Origin of the sequence: Pseudomonas allokribbensis, assembly GCF_014863605.1 — a bacterium.
Classification (GTDB): domain Bacteria; phylum Pseudomonadota; class Gammaproteobacteria; order Pseudomonadales; family Pseudomonadaceae; genus Aquipseudomonas; species Aquipseudomonas allokribbensis.
Genome location: NZ_CP062252.1, coordinates 497001 through 513224 on the forward strand (window position 1 = coordinate 497001; position 16224 = coordinate 513224).

At 63.9% G+C, this 16224-nt stretch carries 17 protein-coding genes; all 17 read right to left on the reverse strand.

The features are described 5' to 3' along the window. Positions 1-9: 9 nt before the first annotated feature. Genes IF199_RS02240 through IF199_RS02320 form a run of 17 tightly spaced genes read right to left on the reverse strand, consistent with a single transcriptional unit; the run spans position 10 to position 16223 of the window. Positions 10-1245, reverse strand: a complete 1236-nt coding sequence (locus tag IF199_RS02240) for a beta-ketoacyl-ACP synthase (protein ID WP_192559578.1) — start codon at positions 1243-1245, stop codon at positions 10-12. Further along, positions 1245-1973 (reverse strand): 3-oxoacyl-ACP reductase FabG, encoded by a 729-nt coding sequence (fabG, locus tag IF199_RS02245; RefSeq protein ID WP_192559579.1) that lies wholly within the window; start codon positions 1971-1973, stop codon positions 1245-1247. Before fabG ends, IF199_RS02240 begins: the two co-directional genes overlap by 1 nt. After that, a complete protein-coding gene (locus IF199_RS02250; protein WP_192559580.1) occupies positions 1966-2430 on the reverse strand; it encodes a hotdog family protein in 465 nt (154 codons plus the stop codon). Before IF199_RS02250 ends, fabG begins: the two co-directional genes overlap by 8 nt. Next, positions 2427-3623, reverse strand: coding sequence for a beta-ketoacyl-[acyl-carrier-protein] synthase family protein (locus tag IF199_RS02255; protein WP_192559581.1), 1197 nt, complete (start codon positions 3621-3623; stop codon positions 2427-2429). Before IF199_RS02255 ends, IF199_RS02250 begins: the two co-directional genes overlap by 4 nt. Further along, positions 3620-4102 carry a hypothetical protein gene (locus IF199_RS02260; protein ID WP_192559582.1) on the reverse strand — a complete coding sequence of 161 codons (483 nt, stop codon included), beginning with the start codon at positions 4100-4102 and terminating at the stop codon, positions 3620-3622. The genes IF199_RS02255 and IF199_RS02260 overlap by 4 nt, the downstream gene beginning before the upstream one ends. Beyond that, entirely contained in the window at positions 4102-4827 is a 726-nt protein-coding gene (locus tag IF199_RS02265; RefSeq protein ID WP_192559583.1) for a class I SAM-dependent methyltransferase, read from the reverse strand. Before IF199_RS02265 ends, IF199_RS02260 begins: the two co-directional genes overlap by 1 nt. Continuing rightward, complete coding sequence (locus IF199_RS02270; protein ID WP_192559584.1) at positions 4824-6071, reverse strand: NAD(P)/FAD-dependent oxidoreductase; 1248 nt, start codon at positions 6069-6071, stop codon at positions 4824-4826. The genes IF199_RS02265 and IF199_RS02270 overlap by 4 nt, the downstream gene beginning before the upstream one ends. Continuing rightward, positions 6058-7218: a cation:proton antiporter gene (locus IF199_RS02275; protein ID WP_192559585.1), complete on the reverse strand. Its 1161-nt coding sequence runs from the start codon at positions 7216-7218 to the stop codon at positions 6058-6060. Before IF199_RS02275 ends, IF199_RS02270 begins: the two co-directional genes overlap by 14 nt. Next, positions 7215-9554, reverse strand: a complete 2340-nt coding sequence (locus IF199_RS02280; protein ID WP_192559586.1) for an MMPL family transporter — start codon at positions 9552-9554, stop codon at positions 7215-7217. Before IF199_RS02280 ends, IF199_RS02275 begins: the two co-directional genes overlap by 4 nt. Continuing rightward, positions 9538-10140 carry an outer membrane lipoprotein carrier protein LolA gene (locus tag IF199_RS02285; RefSeq protein WP_192559587.1) on the reverse strand — a complete coding sequence of 201 codons (603 nt, stop codon included), beginning with the start codon at positions 10138-10140 and terminating at the stop codon, positions 9538-9540. The genes IF199_RS02280 and IF199_RS02285 overlap by 17 nt, the downstream gene beginning before the upstream one ends. Beyond that, positions 10137-10562 (reverse strand): acyl-CoA thioesterase, encoded by a 426-nt coding sequence (locus IF199_RS02290; protein ID WP_011332100.1) that lies wholly within the window; start codon positions 10560-10562, stop codon positions 10137-10139. Before IF199_RS02290 ends, IF199_RS02285 begins: the two co-directional genes overlap by 4 nt. Continuing rightward, positions 10555-12099 carry an HAL/PAL/TAL family ammonia-lyase gene (locus IF199_RS02295; RefSeq protein ID WP_192559588.1) on the reverse strand — a complete coding sequence of 515 codons (1545 nt, stop codon included), beginning with the start codon at positions 12097-12099 and terminating at the stop codon, positions 10555-10557. Before IF199_RS02295 ends, IF199_RS02290 begins: the two co-directional genes overlap by 8 nt. Further along, on the reverse strand, positions 12080-13027 hold the full coding sequence (locus IF199_RS02300; RefSeq protein ID WP_192559589.1) for an LpxL/LpxP family acyltransferase: 948 nt from the start codon (positions 13025-13027) through the stop codon (positions 12080-12082). Before IF199_RS02300 ends, IF199_RS02295 begins: the two co-directional genes overlap by 20 nt. After that, positions 13024-13758 carry a glycosyltransferase family 2 protein gene (locus IF199_RS02305; RefSeq protein ID WP_096819896.1) on the reverse strand — a complete coding sequence of 245 codons (735 nt, stop codon included), beginning with the start codon at positions 13756-13758 and terminating at the stop codon, positions 13024-13026. Before IF199_RS02305 ends, IF199_RS02300 begins: the two co-directional genes overlap by 4 nt. Then, complete coding sequence (locus IF199_RS02310) at positions 13751-15430, reverse strand: acyl-CoA synthetase family protein (RefSeq protein ID WP_192559590.1); 1680 nt, start codon at positions 15428-15430, stop codon at positions 13751-13753. The genes IF199_RS02305 and IF199_RS02310 overlap by 8 nt, the downstream gene beginning before the upstream one ends. Next, on the reverse strand, positions 15427-15972 hold the full coding sequence (locus IF199_RS02315; protein ID WP_096819894.1) for a COG4648 family protein: 546 nt from the start codon (positions 15970-15972) through the stop codon (positions 15427-15429). Before IF199_RS02315 ends, IF199_RS02310 begins: the two co-directional genes overlap by 4 nt. Next, a complete protein-coding gene (locus tag IF199_RS02320) occupies positions 15969-16223 on the reverse strand; it encodes an acyl carrier protein (protein ID WP_007909503.1) in 255 nt (84 codons plus the stop codon). The genes IF199_RS02315 and IF199_RS02320 overlap by 4 nt, the downstream gene beginning before the upstream one ends. Position 16224 lies beyond the last annotated feature (1 nt).

Consider the following 16224-nt stretch of genomic DNA (forward strand, 5'->3'; position numbering starts at 1 on the left):
TGACCTGGATTAATTCGGTTGCGTCCAGCGGCGGAAGATCAGCGAGGTGTTGACCCCGCCAAACGCGAAGTTGTTGTTCATCACGTAATCGTGGTGCATCTGGCGGAATTCGCCGCGCAGGTAATCGAGCTTGCCGCAGTGCGGGTCGACTTCGTCGAGGTTGAGCGTGTGCACGTACAAGTCGCGGTTGAGCATTTCGATGCTGAACCAGGACTCCAGCGCACCGCAGGCACCCAGGGTGTGGCCGAGGAAACTCTTCTGCGAACTGATCGGCATACGCTCGCCAAACAGGCTGCTGGTGGCCAGGGTTTCGGCGATGTCGCCCTGCTCGGTGGCCGTGCCGTGACCGTTCACGTAACCGATGGCGTCAGGCGTCAGGCCCGCGTCTTCCAGTGCCAGCTCCATCGCACGACGCATGGTGACTTGCTCGGGACGAGTGGTGTGCTGGCCGTCGGCGTTGCTGCCGAAACCGACGATTTCGGCGTGAATGCGCGCACCGCGAGCCAGGGCGTGTTCCAGTTCTTCAAGCACCAGCATGCCGCCGCCTTCGCCGATCACCAGACCGTCGCGGCCCTTGTCATACGGACGTGGCGAGGTTTGCGGCGCATCGTTTTTCAGGCTGGTGGCGTACAGCGCGTCGAACACCATGGCCTCGGTCGGACACAGCTCTTCGGCGCCACCGGCGAGCATCAGCGGCAAACGACCGAACTTGATCGCCTCGTAGGCATAACCGACGCCCTGACTGCCACTGGTGCAGGCGCTGGACGTCGGGATCAGGCGACCGGTGAGGCCGAAGAAGATGCTGATGTTCGCCGCCGTGGTGTGCGGCATCATCCGCACGTAGGAGTTGGCGTTGAGGCCTTCGGCCACCGAATTCAGCAGCATGTTGCCGAACGCCTTGATCTCGTCGGTGCTGCCGGTGGACGAACCGCAGGCCACGCCCATGCGGCCGTCCTTGATTGATTCGTCGCCGAGCAGGCCGGCATCGGCCAACGCTTTTTCGGCCGCGCCGACTGCCAGCCGTGAGACCCGGCCCATGCTGCGCAGTTGTTTGCGGGTCCAGTGCGCCGGCACCACAAAATCGTCGATTGGCCCGGCCAGTCGGGTGTTGAGTTCGCTGAAACGATCCCACTCGTCCATCCGGCGGATGCCGCTGCGGTTGGCGGCGAAGTTGCCGGCGATGGTGTCCCAGTCGCTGCCCAGCGAGGTGATGCCGGCCATGCCGGTGACGACAACGCGCTTCATCAGCACAAGCCTCCGTTGACTGCCAGCACCTGGCGGGTGATGTACGACGCTTCCGCCGACATCAGGAAATTCACTGCACCGGCCACTTCTTCCGGCGTGCCCATGCGTTGTGCCGGGATCATTTTCATCAATTCTTCCACCGGCACGTTTTCATCGAGCATGGCCGTATCGATCAGGCCGGGAGCAACACAGTTCACCGTGATTTTGCGCTTGGCCAGTTCGATCGCCAACGCCTTTGCGGCACCGATCACACCCGCTTTCGAGGCGCTGTAGTTGACCTGGCCACGGTTGCCGATCAGCCCCGAGACCGAGGTGATGCAAACGATGCGACCGGCGGCGCGGCGGCGGATCATCGGCATCATCACCGGGTGCAGGACGTTGTAGAAGCCGTCGAGGTTGGTGCGCAGCACCACGTCCCAGTCGTCATCGCTGAGGGCCGGAAACGCGCCATCGCGGGTCAGCCCGGCATTGAGCACCACGCCGTAATAGGCGCCGTGGGCTTCGACATCGGCTTCGAGGATGGCTTTGCAGGTTTCGCGGTCGGCGACGTCGAATTGCAGGATGCGCGCATGGCGACCGAGCGCTTCGACTTCGGATTTCACCGCTTGCGCCTCGGCCACGCCGCTGCGGCAATGCAGGACGATATCGTGGCCAGCCTGGGCCAGACGCAGGGCAATCGCGCGGCCGATACCGCGACTGGAGCCGGTGACCAGTACGAATTCAGTCATCGTTCGACTCCTTCAATTGTTCAAGATATTGCGCCGCGTGCGGCGGGCGGAACACGTTCAGCCGGGCGCTGGCTTCGATGCCGGGCGCATTGATGTGGCATTCGAACACACCCATGCCGTTGTCGTCTTCCAGCGAGCGGATGCCGTGGATGATCAGTTCACAGCCGACGGGGAATGCCTCGACATTGCATTCGAACTTGCGGGTGCCAAGCAAAAAGCCCAGTTCCACCGCATTGCCTTTCTGCCGTGCATGGCAGCCAGCGAATGCAGCGACGCTCTGCGCCATCAACTCGACGCCGACCCACGCCGGCAGGCTGCCGTCGGGCAGGTTGAACAAACCATCGGGTTTGACCGTCAGGGTGGTGTGGATCTGCTCGTCGTCGAAGCTCAAGATCCGGTCGATCAGAATCATGTCGCCAGCGTGGGGCAGCAATTCGGCGAGCGGCCAGTCATTCATGGGGCGTCTCCGATAATCAGGCTGACGTTATTGCCACCGAAGGCAAACGAGTTGCTCATCAGGTAGCGGGGTGCAATGGACGCCAGGCGCTCGCTCGCGGTCACCCACTTCAGCGCTGGCAGGTCCGGATCGGCCTGGCCGTCCCAGACGTGCGGCGGCAAGGCGTGGTCGGGGTTGTCGGCGTTCAGGCTCAGCCAGCAGAACGCGGCTTCCAGTGCGCCGGCAGCACCGAGGGTGTGGCCGGTCATCGGCTTGGTCGAGGAACACGCCACACCCTGCGGGAACAGCGTGGAAACGGCCAGGCTTTCCATGGCGTCGTTGTGCTGGGTGGCGGTGCCGTGCAGGTTCAGATAACTGATTTGCGTGGCTTGCAGCTGCGCGCGATCCAGCGCCTGTTGCATGGCTTGCAACGCGCCACGGCCGGACGGCTCCGGCGCGGAAATATGGTGCGCATCGGAGCTGGCGCCAGCGCCCAGCAGGGCAATGGCCGGGCCGTCGCCGCGCTGTTTGCTCATCACGAACAGCACCGCTGCCTCGCCGATGTTGATGCCGTTGCGGTTGGCCGAGAACGGGTTGCAGCGCTCCCCGGACACCGCTTCCAGCGACGAGAAACCGTTGAGGGTCAGTTTGCACAGGCTGTCGACACCGCCGCACAGCACCGCGTCGCACAGCCCCAGATCCAGCAGACGCCGGGCGCTCATCAAGGCCCGGGCGCTGGAGGTGCACGCGGTGGAAATCACGTAGGTCGGGCCGCTCAGTTGCAGCCAGTCGGCGAGGAACGTCGCCGGGGCGCCGAGTTCCTGTTGCCGATAGTCGTAATCGGCCGGGAACTGTTGTTCGCGAATGTAATGCGCCAGACCCTGGCTGGCCTCGTCGATGCCCGAAGTGCTGGTGCCGAGCACCACGCCGACGCGGTCGGGGCCATAGGTCTGAATGGCGGCGTCGATGTCGTCGCGAATCTGCAACGCGGCTTCCAGCAGCAACTGATTGTTGCGGCTCTTGTGCGCCGCCATCTGCGGCGGAACAGGCGCTAGGTCACCGTGCACTGCGGCCACCGGCAACTCGCGTTCCGGCACCCAGCCCGACTCGTGGCGCATGCCCGAGCAATCGCCGGCGAACAGGTTGCGTGCGATCTCTTGCTTGTCACGGCCCAGGGCGCAGATCACGCCGAGGGCGTTGAGGTAGGCGGTCATGGCGTCGATTCACCTAAGGGAGAAACCCGATACTGCGGGCCTTGGGGCAGGTTCAATTCGAAGCTCAACGGTTGTGCATAACGGATGTCCCAGCGTGCCGGCAAGGAACGTTGCCCGCCGTGTTGCTGCGCGGTTGGGTAATTGCGCGACAGTTCGCCGGCAGGCGTCAGGGCGAACAGCAGCGCAGCGAACAACTCCCGGGCCTCCGGATTCGGCGGCAGCAGGCCGTCAGCCTGCCAGCGTCCGTCGATCAGTTGCTGACGCGCCTGAGGGATGCCCAACGGATCCATCATCGACCAGCGAATTCCCGGCCCCTCGCGCTGGATCACCAGCAACCAGTCCTGGCGCTGCTCGGCTTGCTGGCGCTCGATGTGCAGTTGCAGCGGCAAGGGCAGCGTAGGGTTACCCACAGGCAACGGCGCCTGGCTGGCGCACGCGGTCAGCAGCAGGACGCAGGCGAGCAGCAGAACACGCAGCATCAGACGGCCTCTTCCAGCGGTTTGCGCGCCACGACGTTGACCAGGGTTTCTTCACGCTGGCCAAACGGCTTCGGTTTGCGCAGGCCAAAACGTTCCAGCAGACCAAAATCCTTTGAGCGGCTCCACCACAGGTACGGGTAGGAAACATTCCGCTCGCCGAACTCGAAACCCTGCTGGCGAATCATCTCCAGATACTGCGCCGCACTCTTCTGCACGTGCATCGGATGGCGGAACAACCAACGGATGACCCAAGTATCAATGTAAGCCTCGGTGGACTCGGCGAACAGCAGATAACCGCCCGGCTTGAGCACCCGGTAGAACTCGGCCAGGACTTTTTCCTGTTCCACCAGATGATGGAAGGTCTGGTGACAGAACAGCAGATCGACGCTCGCATCCGGGACATTCAATGTCGCGCAGTCGCTGCCGATCAGCTCGACGGCGAAGCCCTGACGCGCGGCTTCTGCGGCGCTCAATTCCAGGCTGTGCGGATCGGCATCGACGCCGATCAAACGCTGTGGCGCGAAGGTCTGGCGCAGATGGCCGAAGGATTTGCCCTGGCCGCAGCCCGCATCCAGCAGCACCGGATTGGCCGGCAGCGACTCGCTGAACAGTCCGCGCAAATCGTTGATCGCCACGCGCAACACATGGTGCTGCCAGGTGTGGCTGCGCAGGAACCAGAAGCCGAAACGGGTTTCCTCGACGTAGCTGTCGCTCAAGTAATTCATGTGTCGTCCCTTGCACAGAGTTCGGAGATCGTCTTCAGCCGACGGCGCGCTTCGCTGACGAACGGGTTGCGTTCATCCCAGGCGTAACCGGCGAGGATCGAGCAGATCATGCGACGGATTTCGGGGGAGCCTTGCTCGTGGAAAATCACGTCCTGGAAGGTGCCGGCGTACCAGCCCTCGACATAGCAGCGGAAGGTATCGACGCCGCGCTTGAGCGGTTCGGCGAACTCGCTTTGCCAGTCCACCGTTTCGCCCTGCAACTGTCGATGCAGCACACCGGCGGCCATGCTCGCCGAGCGCATGGCAATGGTCACGCCGGAAGAGAACACCGGGTCGAGAAATTCCGCCGCGTTGCCCAGCAAGGCAAAACCGGGGCCGTGCAGGGTTTTGACGTTGGCCGCATAACCGCCGAGGGTACGCGCCGGAGTGTCCCACACCGCATTGTTCAGCACCTTGGCCAGGCTCGGGGTTTCGGCGATGAAACCGCGCAGGCAGGCGTCGAGGTCGGCATCGCGCCCTGCGAAATGTTCGGCTGCCGCGACCACGCCGACCGAGCAGCGACCGTTGCTGAACGGGATCGTCCAGAACCAGATGTCACGATGCTGCGGGTGGGTGGTGACGAGGATTTTCTCGCGGTCGAAGGCCGGGTGGTCGATGTGATCTTCGACGTGGGTGAACACGGCCTGGCGCACCGGGAAATTCGACGGCGCCTCCAGGTCCAGCAAGCGCGACAGCACGCGGCCGTAGCCGCTGGCATCGAGGACGAAACCGGCCTCGACACGGTACTCGCTGCCGTCTTCGCGACGCACATCGAGTTGCGGACGCGGTCGGTCGAAATCGACGCTGACAATCGCGTCGCCGTAGCGGATTTCCGCACCCTGCAACGCCGCCTGATCGGCCAGCAATTTGTCGAAGTCGGCGCGTTGTACCTGGAAGGTAGTCGGTTTGCCGCCGCTGAACGTATCGCCGAAATCAAACGCGCTGTAGCGCTCGCCCCAGGCGAATGCCGCGCCGGTCTTGCGCTGGAATCCGGCCGCGTTCACCGCTTCGAGCATCCCCGCTTCTTCGACGAAATCCAGGCAATGGCTGAGCAGGCTTTCGCCGATGGAGAACCGTGGGAAATGCTGGCGCTCGATAACCAGCACGTCGTGGCCCTTACGCTTGAGCAACGCGGCGGCGATGGCGCCGGACGGGCCGGCGCCGATGATCACGACCTGACGGGATTCCATTTCAACGATTGGCACGCGAGCTCCTGGGTACGGCAATAGGGTTCAGTGACGCCCGGTGCAGGCCGATGAAGGCCGGCAGCAGCGTCGCGATCAGACCCATCAACATCAGCGCAAAGTACAGCGCCGGGCTGATGAGTTGTTGTTGCAACAGCAAGTTGAGAAAGACGATTTCGCTCAAGCCGCGAATGTTCAGCAGCACGCTTTCGCGCCAGCGGCTGGCGCCTTCGAACGATGCGCCGGCCCAGCCGAGGCCGAGCCAGTTGCCCACGATTTTGCTGGCGACCGGCAACAGCAGCAGTGCTGCCCATTGCGCAGCGCCGAGGCTGGCGAGGGCGCTGTGCACATCGATCTGCACGATGCCAAACGTCAGGATCAGCGGAATCGCGATCCACGTCTGCAAACGGTTCATCCAGCGTGCGGGCAACGGCAGCACCAATGGCACCTTCAACGCGGCCATGCACAGCAGATAGCCGATGCCGAAAATCAGCGCATTGAGTTTGTAGTGTTCGGCCAGCACCAACAGCGCAAAAAAGCCAAGGCTGTAGGTCAATGGCCGGCGGACGCCGAACACACGCAGCAGCACTGGCACGCAGGCCAGCCCCAGCGGCAGCAACAGGCTGCTCAGGTGCAGACTGCCCTGGGCGAGGCCGAACAGGGTCCAGCAAGTCAGGTCGATCAGGATCGCAGTCTGCACCAGACGCCGGGTGGCGGCGGGCGGATAGTCGATGTGGCGCAGGTACAGATACAGCACCGGGATCGCGGTGATGGCGAACACCAGACCGATCGCCAGCGAGTTGATCCACGGTTGCGCCGGCAGCAGCCAGTACGCCGTCGCCAACCCGCAGGCGAACGGCACGGCAAAACTCGGCAGGGCAATTTTCACGCTCTGGCGATCCAGGCGCAGGTCGATCACGTCGCTGAGAATGTGCCCGAGCAACAGCGCGAAGCTCAGGCTGTAGAGGTTTTTCAGCCAGGCCGGCGCAATCAGTTCGGCACCGCTGAGCTGCCAGCCCGGTTCGATCCAGACGTACATCAACAGCGGCAGCACGAAACTGGCCAGCAGCAACTGGCTGACGATCGGAATCAATCCGAAATATCGACCGACACGGGTGGCCACGGCGAACAACGCCAGCGCCATCAGCCAGAAAATCACGATCATCATGCTGCCGGCTCCGCGACTGTCACCGCATGGGCATGACGCCCGGCCCACGGCGCCAGCATGAAACTGAACGCCAGCCCCAGGCTCACCGACAACCCGAAGTTGCTCACCGCCGGCGTACTCGACACCGCCAGCAGGCCGAACGACAGCCAGGTCGTCAGCGCCGCCAACAAAGTGCCGAGCAGACTGACGGCTGCGCCGCCGACCTGCTCACGCATGAGGATCGCGTAGTCGACGCTGATCGCCGTCACCAGCAGCAGGCCGAACAGGCTGAACAGGGTCAGCGGCTGACCGAGCCAGCCGAGGCTGGCCAGGCTGCACAGCGCTGCGAGCAGTGGCAGGGAAACGATGCGCAACGCGCCACCGAGACCGAACGGCAGGATCAGCACCAGCACGATCAGCACGCAGGAGGCGAGTTTCAGCTCGGCGGCGCTGATCTGGGTTTCGGCAAACACCCGGTTCAGGTCACCGAGGCGATCTACCAGTTCCACGCCGGGCAAATCCAGTGCCTGTACCCGCAGCAGCGCCGGGTTGTTCAGGCCTTGCAGGCTGACCATCGCCGCCACGCCTTCTTCGGTCGGACCGAGCCACAAGGTGCGGTAAGGCTCACCGAGCGGGCCGACCAGTGCGGCGTCGATGTCTTCGGCGGGCAGGGCCTGCAATTGCGTCAGTTCGGTTTGCAGGGCTGCCAGCGGTACGCCGACTTCAAGCAGGGGCTGCCAGAACTGCGGCAATTTGTTCAGCGCTTCGCGAACCTGTTGCTGCTGGCTCGGCGGGCTGACCAATTGGTTGAGCGCCAGATAACCCTGCAACTTGTCGAGGTTGACCAGTTGATCCAGCCGCTCGCTCAGGGCTGCCTGGCGCTCCAGCAGTTGCTCCTGGTTTTCTGCACGCACCAGGAAAAACTGGCTGGTCGGCTGATAACCGGTGATGCGGGCGATGGTCTGCGCCTCATCGGTCAGGTGCTGCGGCGCGCCGACCCATTGGCGGATGTCGTTCTTGCTTTGCAGCTGTACCAGGCCACCGGCGCAGAACGCGATCAGCAGTGCCGCCAGAATCGGTGTGCGCACGTGTTCCAGCAGCATTTCCCGAAGACTGACCATGCGCTCGGCCAGACGCAGCGGCCACTGCGCCGGGCGCAACTCGACGTTGCTCAACAGCGCCGGCAGCAGGCACACCGCGGACAGGTAAGCGCCGAGCAGGCCAGCAGCGGAGAACACGGCGATCTGGGTCAGGGCCGGGAACGGTGTCCAGGCCAGCGCCAGATAGCCGATGGCGCTGGTGATCAGGCTCAGGGTCAGGCCCGACACGGTCAGGCGCAGCGCCGGCCAGCTGCGCCACGGCTTGAGGCTCCAGCTCTTGGACAGATAGTGCAGCGGGTAATCCACAGCCACGCCGATCAGGCTCGAACCGAGCACCAAGGTCATGACATGCAGGTGCCCGAACAGTGCCACGCAGGCCACCGCGCCGAACAGCATGCCCACCAGCACCGGAATGAACGCCAGCAACACCCGCCAGCGGCGGAAGGCGAGCAACAGCAGCAACAGAATGCCGAGGGTAGCGCCGCCGCCAACCCAGGAAATTTCCCGCGAGGCTTGTTGTTGACCATTGGCCGCGTAGAGCAATCCGCTGGCGGCCAGCAGTTGCACATCGGATTTCGCCGCTTGCTCGCGGCTGTGTTGCAGCAGCGCGGCGACTTGCAGCGGCAGGTTCATGTCGAAGGCGTTGCCGGTGGTGCGCGCGCGCAACAGTACCCAGCTCTTGCCGTCGGCATCGGCAATCAGCGCGCCGCTGCCGATGTCCAGTTGTACCGCGCCGTGCTGCGGCTGGTTGTTCTGGATGCGTCCGGTCAGGCCCAGCCAGTCGTCCTGGCTCGGCACCAGACTGAAACCGGTGAACGGATCGAACAGCGCCTGCACCCGTTGCTGGATGAAGGCGTCCGGGTGTTCGATCAGCAACTGTCGATCATCGGCCGAGAGCATCGCCAGTCGCCCTTGCAGCAATTGCGTGCGCAATGCGGGCAGATCGGCTTGCAGGTTCCACTGCACTTTTTCGAACAGTCCGCTGGCCTGCCATTGCTCGCCCAAAGTCTGGGCCATGGCCACGGCTTGCTGGCGATCGGTGTGCCCGACCAGCACCAGCATTTCCCGGTTGAGCGGTTCCTGCATGCGTTGTTCGGCACGCTGCTCGACGGCGTCCGGATGGGTGCCGGGCACCAGCTCCATCAGGTTCGCCGACAGCGGTGCGCCGTTGCGCCACTGCCAGGCGCCCAGTGCAACGACGGCCAGCAGCAGGATCAGGAACAGCCAGGGCAGCCTGCGTTCACTCGGCAAAGTCATGTTGCTCCGCGTCGCTCAACGGTTGGCCGGCGGTGCTGTCCTGCATGCGCAGCACAGTGCTGTCGCCCTGGGTTTCCAGCAGTTCGATGGTACTCACCAGCGTGCCGCCGGTGATGTTGATCTGGTTGAACACTTGCTTGAGCAGCACCGAACGCGGGGTGAGCGTCAGTTGCCACTTTTGTGCGTCGCCGCTCAGGGCCAGTTCGAAATCCCGTTGCAGGCCGCTGCTGTCGCCTTGCAGGACGGCAAGGAACAGACGGTTCTGTTCGGCACCGGCGCTCTTGCCGGGCAACAGTTGCCAACCGTTGAGGTCACGACGGGCAATGCCTTTGGCGCTGATGCGGTAGTCCTGCTGTAGCGGGGTCTTCAGCAGCCAGAGCAGGCCGTGGTTTTTGGCGAGGACAAAGCTGCCCTTGCTGATCAGCGGCTGTGGCAGGGCGCGCAGGTGCTTTTCCTGGATGAACTGGCCGTGGATCACGTCCGGTTTCGCCAGTTGATCGCTCAACTGTTGCAGGTCGAAGGCGTTGGCCAGCGTCGACAGACCCAGCAGCGCCAAGGCCCCGAGGGATTTCAGAAACACATTCATCGCAGCATCCTTTCCACGGCATCGGTGAAGACTTTCGGCGACGCCAGTTGCATCTCGCGGCTGCTCACCTCGACGGCGACCTGCACCGAGCTGGCGCGGGTGAGGCGTTCGCCGGTCTGGGCGTCGGTGATCAGGTAGTGAATCTTCAGGCGGTTTTCCCATTCCACCAGGCTGGCGCGCACGTTCAGCCGCTGACCAAACACCGCGCCGCGCACGTAGCGCAATTGCAGGTCGATCACCGGCCAGGCATAGCCCGAGTCGACCATCTGGTTGTAGTTGTGGCCGATCTTGTCGAGCAACGCGCAGCGCGCCACTTCCAGGTATTTCACGTAATGGCCGTGCCAGACGACGTGCATGGTGTCGACGTCAAAGAACGGCACGAGGATTTCCGTATCGGCGTGAAGCACTCCGGCGCTACGCATGCAGCCTCCAGTGTTGCTCAGCGATGCGTTGCAGACACAGGCGCAGTTCGCCTTCCAGGGCACGGTCTTCGATCACCGGCGGGAAGTCCTGGGCCAGTTGCTCGTGCATGGCGGCCAGCGATGGCGGCAGTGGTCGTGCGTCGTCATCACGGCTGCGCAGCCACACGCCCTGATTGGCCGCGAGCAAGGTGGCGGCGGCGACCTGTTCGGTCAGCTCCAGCACGCGAATGGCATCGCGGGCGGCGATGGTGCCCATGCTCACCTTGTCCTGGTTGTGGCATTCGGTGGAGCGCGAGAAGACGCTGGCCGGCATGGTGTTTTTCAACGCTTCGGCAGTCCAGGCGCTGGCGCCGATCTGCACAGCCTTGAAGCCGTGGTTGAGCATCGCCCGATCCGCGCTGGCGCCGGACAGGTTGCTCGGCAAACCGTGGTTGTAGCGCTCATCCACCAGCAGCGCGAGTTGCCGGTCGAGCAGGTCGGCGACGTTGGCCACGAGATTTTTCAGGCTGTCCATGGCGAACGCGATATGCCCGCCGTAGAAGTGCCCGCCGTGCAGCACGCGCTCGGCTTCGGCGTCGATGATCGGGTTGTCGTTGGCGCTGTTGAGTTCGGTCTCGATGAACGAACGCAGCCAGTTCAGGCTGTCGGCCAATACGCCGAGCACGTGCGGAGCGCAGCGCAGCGAGTAGCGGTCCTGCAAGCGGTGCAGCGGCGCGGTCGGCGCGTCGATCGCCAGATCCTTGCGCAGCCACGCGGCAACCTGCATCTGCCCCGGATGCGGCTTGGCTGCGAACAGGCGCTCGTCGAAGTGCTCCGGATTGCCTTGCAGCGCCACCACGTTCAACGCGGTGATGCGGGTGGCCAGTTGCAGCAGGTAATCGGCGCGGGCGTAGGCGAGGCAGGCGAGGCCGGTCATCACGGCGGTGCCGTTCATTAGTGCCAGCGCTTCCTTGGGACGCAGCACCAGCGGCGTCCAGCCCAACTCGCGATGCACATCGGCAGCCTGGCGGCGTTCGCCACGGAACATCACTTCGCGCTCGCCGGACAGGGTTGCGGCGACATAGGACAGCGGCGTCAGATCGCCGCTGGCACCCACCGAACCTTCTTCGGGGATCAGCGGCAGGATGTCGTGTTCGAGGAAGGCATGCAGACGTTCCAGCAGTTCGATGCGCACCCCGGACACGCCGTGGCACAGCGACTGCAAACGCGCCGCCAGCACCGCGCGGGTGGCCTGGGCGTCGAGCAGTTTGCCCAGTCCGCAACCGTGGAAGGTGTAGAGATGACGCGGCAGCGCCTCGACGTGATGCAGTGGCACCGCGACCACGCAGGAGTCGCCGTAACCGGTGGTCACACCGTAGATCACGCCTTCCTTGTCCAGCAGCGAATCGAGGAACCGCGCGCCTTTGGCGATGCGTTCGCGGTAGTCGGCGTCGCTCTGCAACTGCACGGGCGCCTGACGGTTGGCCAGGGCCAGCACGTCTTCGATGCGCAAAGGGCGTTCGCCGAAGGTTACCGGCTCATGGGTTGGCGTCGTCATCGGTCTTCCAGAAAGGGTAAAAGTTGAACCATTGCTTGGGGGCTTCGAGGCAATAGTGACTCAGGCGTTCGGCATAGCGGGTCGCCCACTGATGAATGACCTGTTCGCGCTCGCGGCGTGTCCACGTCACGGCATCGGCGAACGGTTCGAGGGTCAGGCGATAGTGGCCGTCAGGTTGCTTGAGGCACATCAGCAGATTGACCGGGCACTTCAGCAGGCCGGCCAGCAGCCACGGGCCTTGCGGAAACCGCGCCGGATGGCCGAGGAAGTCCACGGTTACGCTGCGCCCGCCGTGCAGCGGCACACGGTCGCCGGCAATCGCCAGCCATTCGCCGCGCTCCAGGCGTTCATGCAGTTGCAGCATGATCACCGGGTCCAGCTCGCTGACCTGGATCAGTCGCAGATTGGTCGCCCCGGCCTCGCCCAGCAAGCGATTGAATTGTTCGGCGTGCTTGGTGTGCACCAGAACGTTCATGGTGACCTTTTCACCGATCTCCGCCAGCGCCCGGCACACTTCGAGGTTGCCCAGATGCGCGCCCACCAGCATTTGCCCGCGACTGCCGCGCAACTGATCGCGCAACAGCGCCGGGTCGATGATTTCGATCTGCTCGATGCGCAGCTTGCGGTTCCACACGTCGAGCTTGTCGAGCAGCGAATCGGCGAACGCCATGAACTGGCCGAACACCCGCCACAGGCTTGGGCGCAATTCGTGGCGGCCGCTCCAGTCGGCGAGGCGTTGCTGATACTGCCAGGCACTGCGCCGGGCTGTGCGGCCGAACAGGAAAAAGTACAGGACGATGCTGTACAGCAACGGGCTCAACAGGCGTCGGCCAAGAACCTTGGCGGCGAACGCGGTGAATTTCATCAGCAGGAAACTGCCGCGCTCTTCGCGGTCGGCCCAGTGCTTCTTGTCGGTCTCGACCGTCATGCGCGCCACCGTCGCCAGAGGATGGCGGGCGAGCGCAGCAACATGCCGAAGAACAGGCGCGTGTGCATGCTCGAAATCAACACGTTGTCGTGGAACATCCGAAAGTGCGACACGCCGTCCAGCGGGTAGTGCACGCTGGTTTGCAGCCAGCGCATCGGCTGGTTGCGCCATGACAGGCGCACGAGGATGTCCGAGTCGAAATCCATGCGCTTGCCGATCCGCGCCGAGTCGATCAGTGCCAGTGTCGGCTCCAGCGGATAGACACGGAAACCACACATCGAATCGCGAATCTGCAGTGACAGGCTGTTGATCCACACCATCACGTGAGTGAGGTAACGGGCGTACAGGCGCCCCTTGGGCACGCTGGCGTCGTAGAGCGGATAACCGCAGATCAGCGCACGCGGATGGGCGCGGGATTCTTCGACGAAGCGGCTGACGTCCTGCAAGTCGTGCTGACCGTCGGCATCGACCTGCAAGGCATGAGTGAAACCCAGTCGCGCGGCTTCACGCAGTCCGGTCATCACTGCGCCGCCCTTGCCCTGATTGGTGGTGAGTCGCACCAGATACACCCGCTCGCGTTCGGCCAGAACATCCAGCACGGCTGCGCAGGATTTGCTGCTGGCGTCGTCCACCAGAATGCACGGCAAGCCTTGGGCGAGCAGGGCCTCGACCACCGTGGTGATCGCGGTTTCGTGGTTGTAGACCGGGATGACCGCACAAGGATTATGCATCGCCAGCCCCCAGCAGAATCCGGCCGCTGGAGCAGGTCGCGGTGTCGTTGCGGTAGGCGAAATACAGCTTGCCGCGTTCGGCGTCGAAGCGCAGGTGCAACTGGATTTCATCGCCGGGGCGCACCAGTTGCTGGAACTTCAGCACTTCCATCCCGGCGAATGCACCAGACAGGTTCAGCAGGTGCCGGCCGAGGTTCAGCGCCCATTCGACCTGCACCACGCCGGGCAACACCGGGGCCTTGGGGAAGTGACCGCTGAAGTAGGCCAGATCCGGCGGCACGCTCAGTTGCAGGCTCCATTCGCCCTCGGTTTCGGTCTGCTCCAGAACTTCCGGTGCCTTCGGACGCGGTGCCAGCAGCAAGGCTTCGACGTCAGCCTGAGGCAATTTGCCTTGAGTGTTCAGCGGCAGTTGTCGCAGCAAGCGCCAGCGCCGAGGCAGGGCGAGGGCTTCGCAATGCTCGCCGAGGTGACGGCGCAGGGTTTCGGTGAGGCTGCGCCGGCCGTGTTCGCGCAGGGCAAACAGACCGGATTCGCTGAGCACCAGCAAGGCACCGAGAGACGCACGGTTTTCCTGCACCACACCGAGTCGCGCTTCGGCGACCCAGTCGTGGGCGACCAAGGCCTGTTCCAGCATCGGCAGGGAGATACGCTTTTCTTCCAGTTTGACGATCCGGTCCAGTCGCCCGAGCAGTTCGAAACGACCATCGGCCTCGATGCGCGCGGCATCGGCGGTGTGTTCGACATGTCCGAAGGGCAAGTACGGTGAGGCGATCAGCAACGCGCCGTCGCTGTCCTGGCTCAGTTCGACCCCGGCGAACGGCTGCCACAGCGACTCGCCCTGACGCCAGGCGATACCGCCGGTCTCCGAGCTGCCGAGGATTTCCGTCGGCCACTGTTGCAAACGCTGGTGCAGGCTTTGTGCGGCATCCACAGGCAACGCACCACCGGAGGAAAACACCCGGCGCACGGCGCTCAGGGCCGGCCAGTCGGGGTTGTCGCCCATGCGCTTGAGCAGCGCCGGGCTGGCGACCCAGGCGAAGGCCGGGTGCTCGCGACTGGCGCGCTGCATGTCTTCGGGAAAGGCCAGTTGCTTGCGCAGAAACGGGCGTCCGGCACACAGCGGCCACAGCACACGGAACAGCAGACCGTAAATGTGTTGGGTGGCGACGCTGCCGATGATGCAGGCCTCACCGAGATCCATGCCCCACAGTTGCTCGAGGGCTTCGACTTCGTTGGCCAGTTGCCGCAGGGATTTGTCGATGCGCTTGGGTTCGCCGCTGGAACCGGAGGTGCACAGGCTCAGGCGGCACTGGTCGAGATCCAGTTCGGCGCCGGTCAGTGCGGTGTGCTGCCAATCGCTCAGGTGCGCGTCGTCCGCGTGATCGGTCAGCCACAGGTCGACTTCATGCGACCAGCGCTGGCGAGTCTGTGCTTGTAGATCCGAAGGCAGCAATACGCTGACGCCGGCGCGCCAGGCACCGAGCAGGGCGACGGCCAGTTCTGCGGCATCTTCCAGGTGCACGGCCATTCGCTGCACACCTTTGGCTTGCAGGCCCGCAGCCAGGCTCAGGGCCTGTTCGCGCAGGTGTGCGTGATCGAGTGCCGGCGCGACGGTGATGGCGCGCTGCGGCAGATCCTTGAGCAACAGTTGCTCAAGTTTTATCCAGTTCATGGGCGACCTCTTACCCGTTGTCGTATCAGCCATTCAATGGCAAACATCAGGCCGATCAATCCGTAGGAGATCAGGCCGGTGTACAACATCCACCAGTGCAGCGGCGCCCAAAGGGTCAGCAGGGCCGCGCACAAGCCGTTACAGAAAAAGAACACGCTCCAGGCCACGGTGACCTGGCGGGTGTAGCGGATCGCTTCGGGTGGCAGCTGCGGTTCACGCAAGCGCGCCAGGCGCTCGACCATCGGCGGGCCGTATTTCAGGCTCAGGCTGAACAGCATCAACATGAAGCCGCTGATCAGCACCGGGTACCAGCGCAGTAACAGCGGGCTGTCGAACAGCGCCAGCAGCAGGCAGAACACGATCGCGACGCAGGCCATCCACAGGCTGCCGGGCTTGCGCTCGCCGGTCAGCGCACGGGCCAGCCACAGGCTGCCCAGCAGCAGGCCGAACTGCCACGGCGCAAAGTGCTCCATGCCGAAATACACCGCAAAGGGGTACAACAGGCCCGCCAACAGCAGGCCGAGGCCGATCAGTCGGCTCATGCGGCCGGTTGAACCAGACGGTAGACCGCCTCGACCACGTCGCCGACGGTGCGCACCGACTTGAATTCCTCGGCGGCGATTTTCTTGCCGGTCTGACGCTTGATGTGGTCGATCAGGTCGACCGCGTCGATGCTGTCGATTTCCAGGTCCTGATACAGGTTCGATTCCAGGCTCACACGGGCCGGGTCCAGTTCGAACAGCTCGACCAGGGCATCGCGCAGGGTGTTGAAAATGTCGTCACGAGTTTGCATG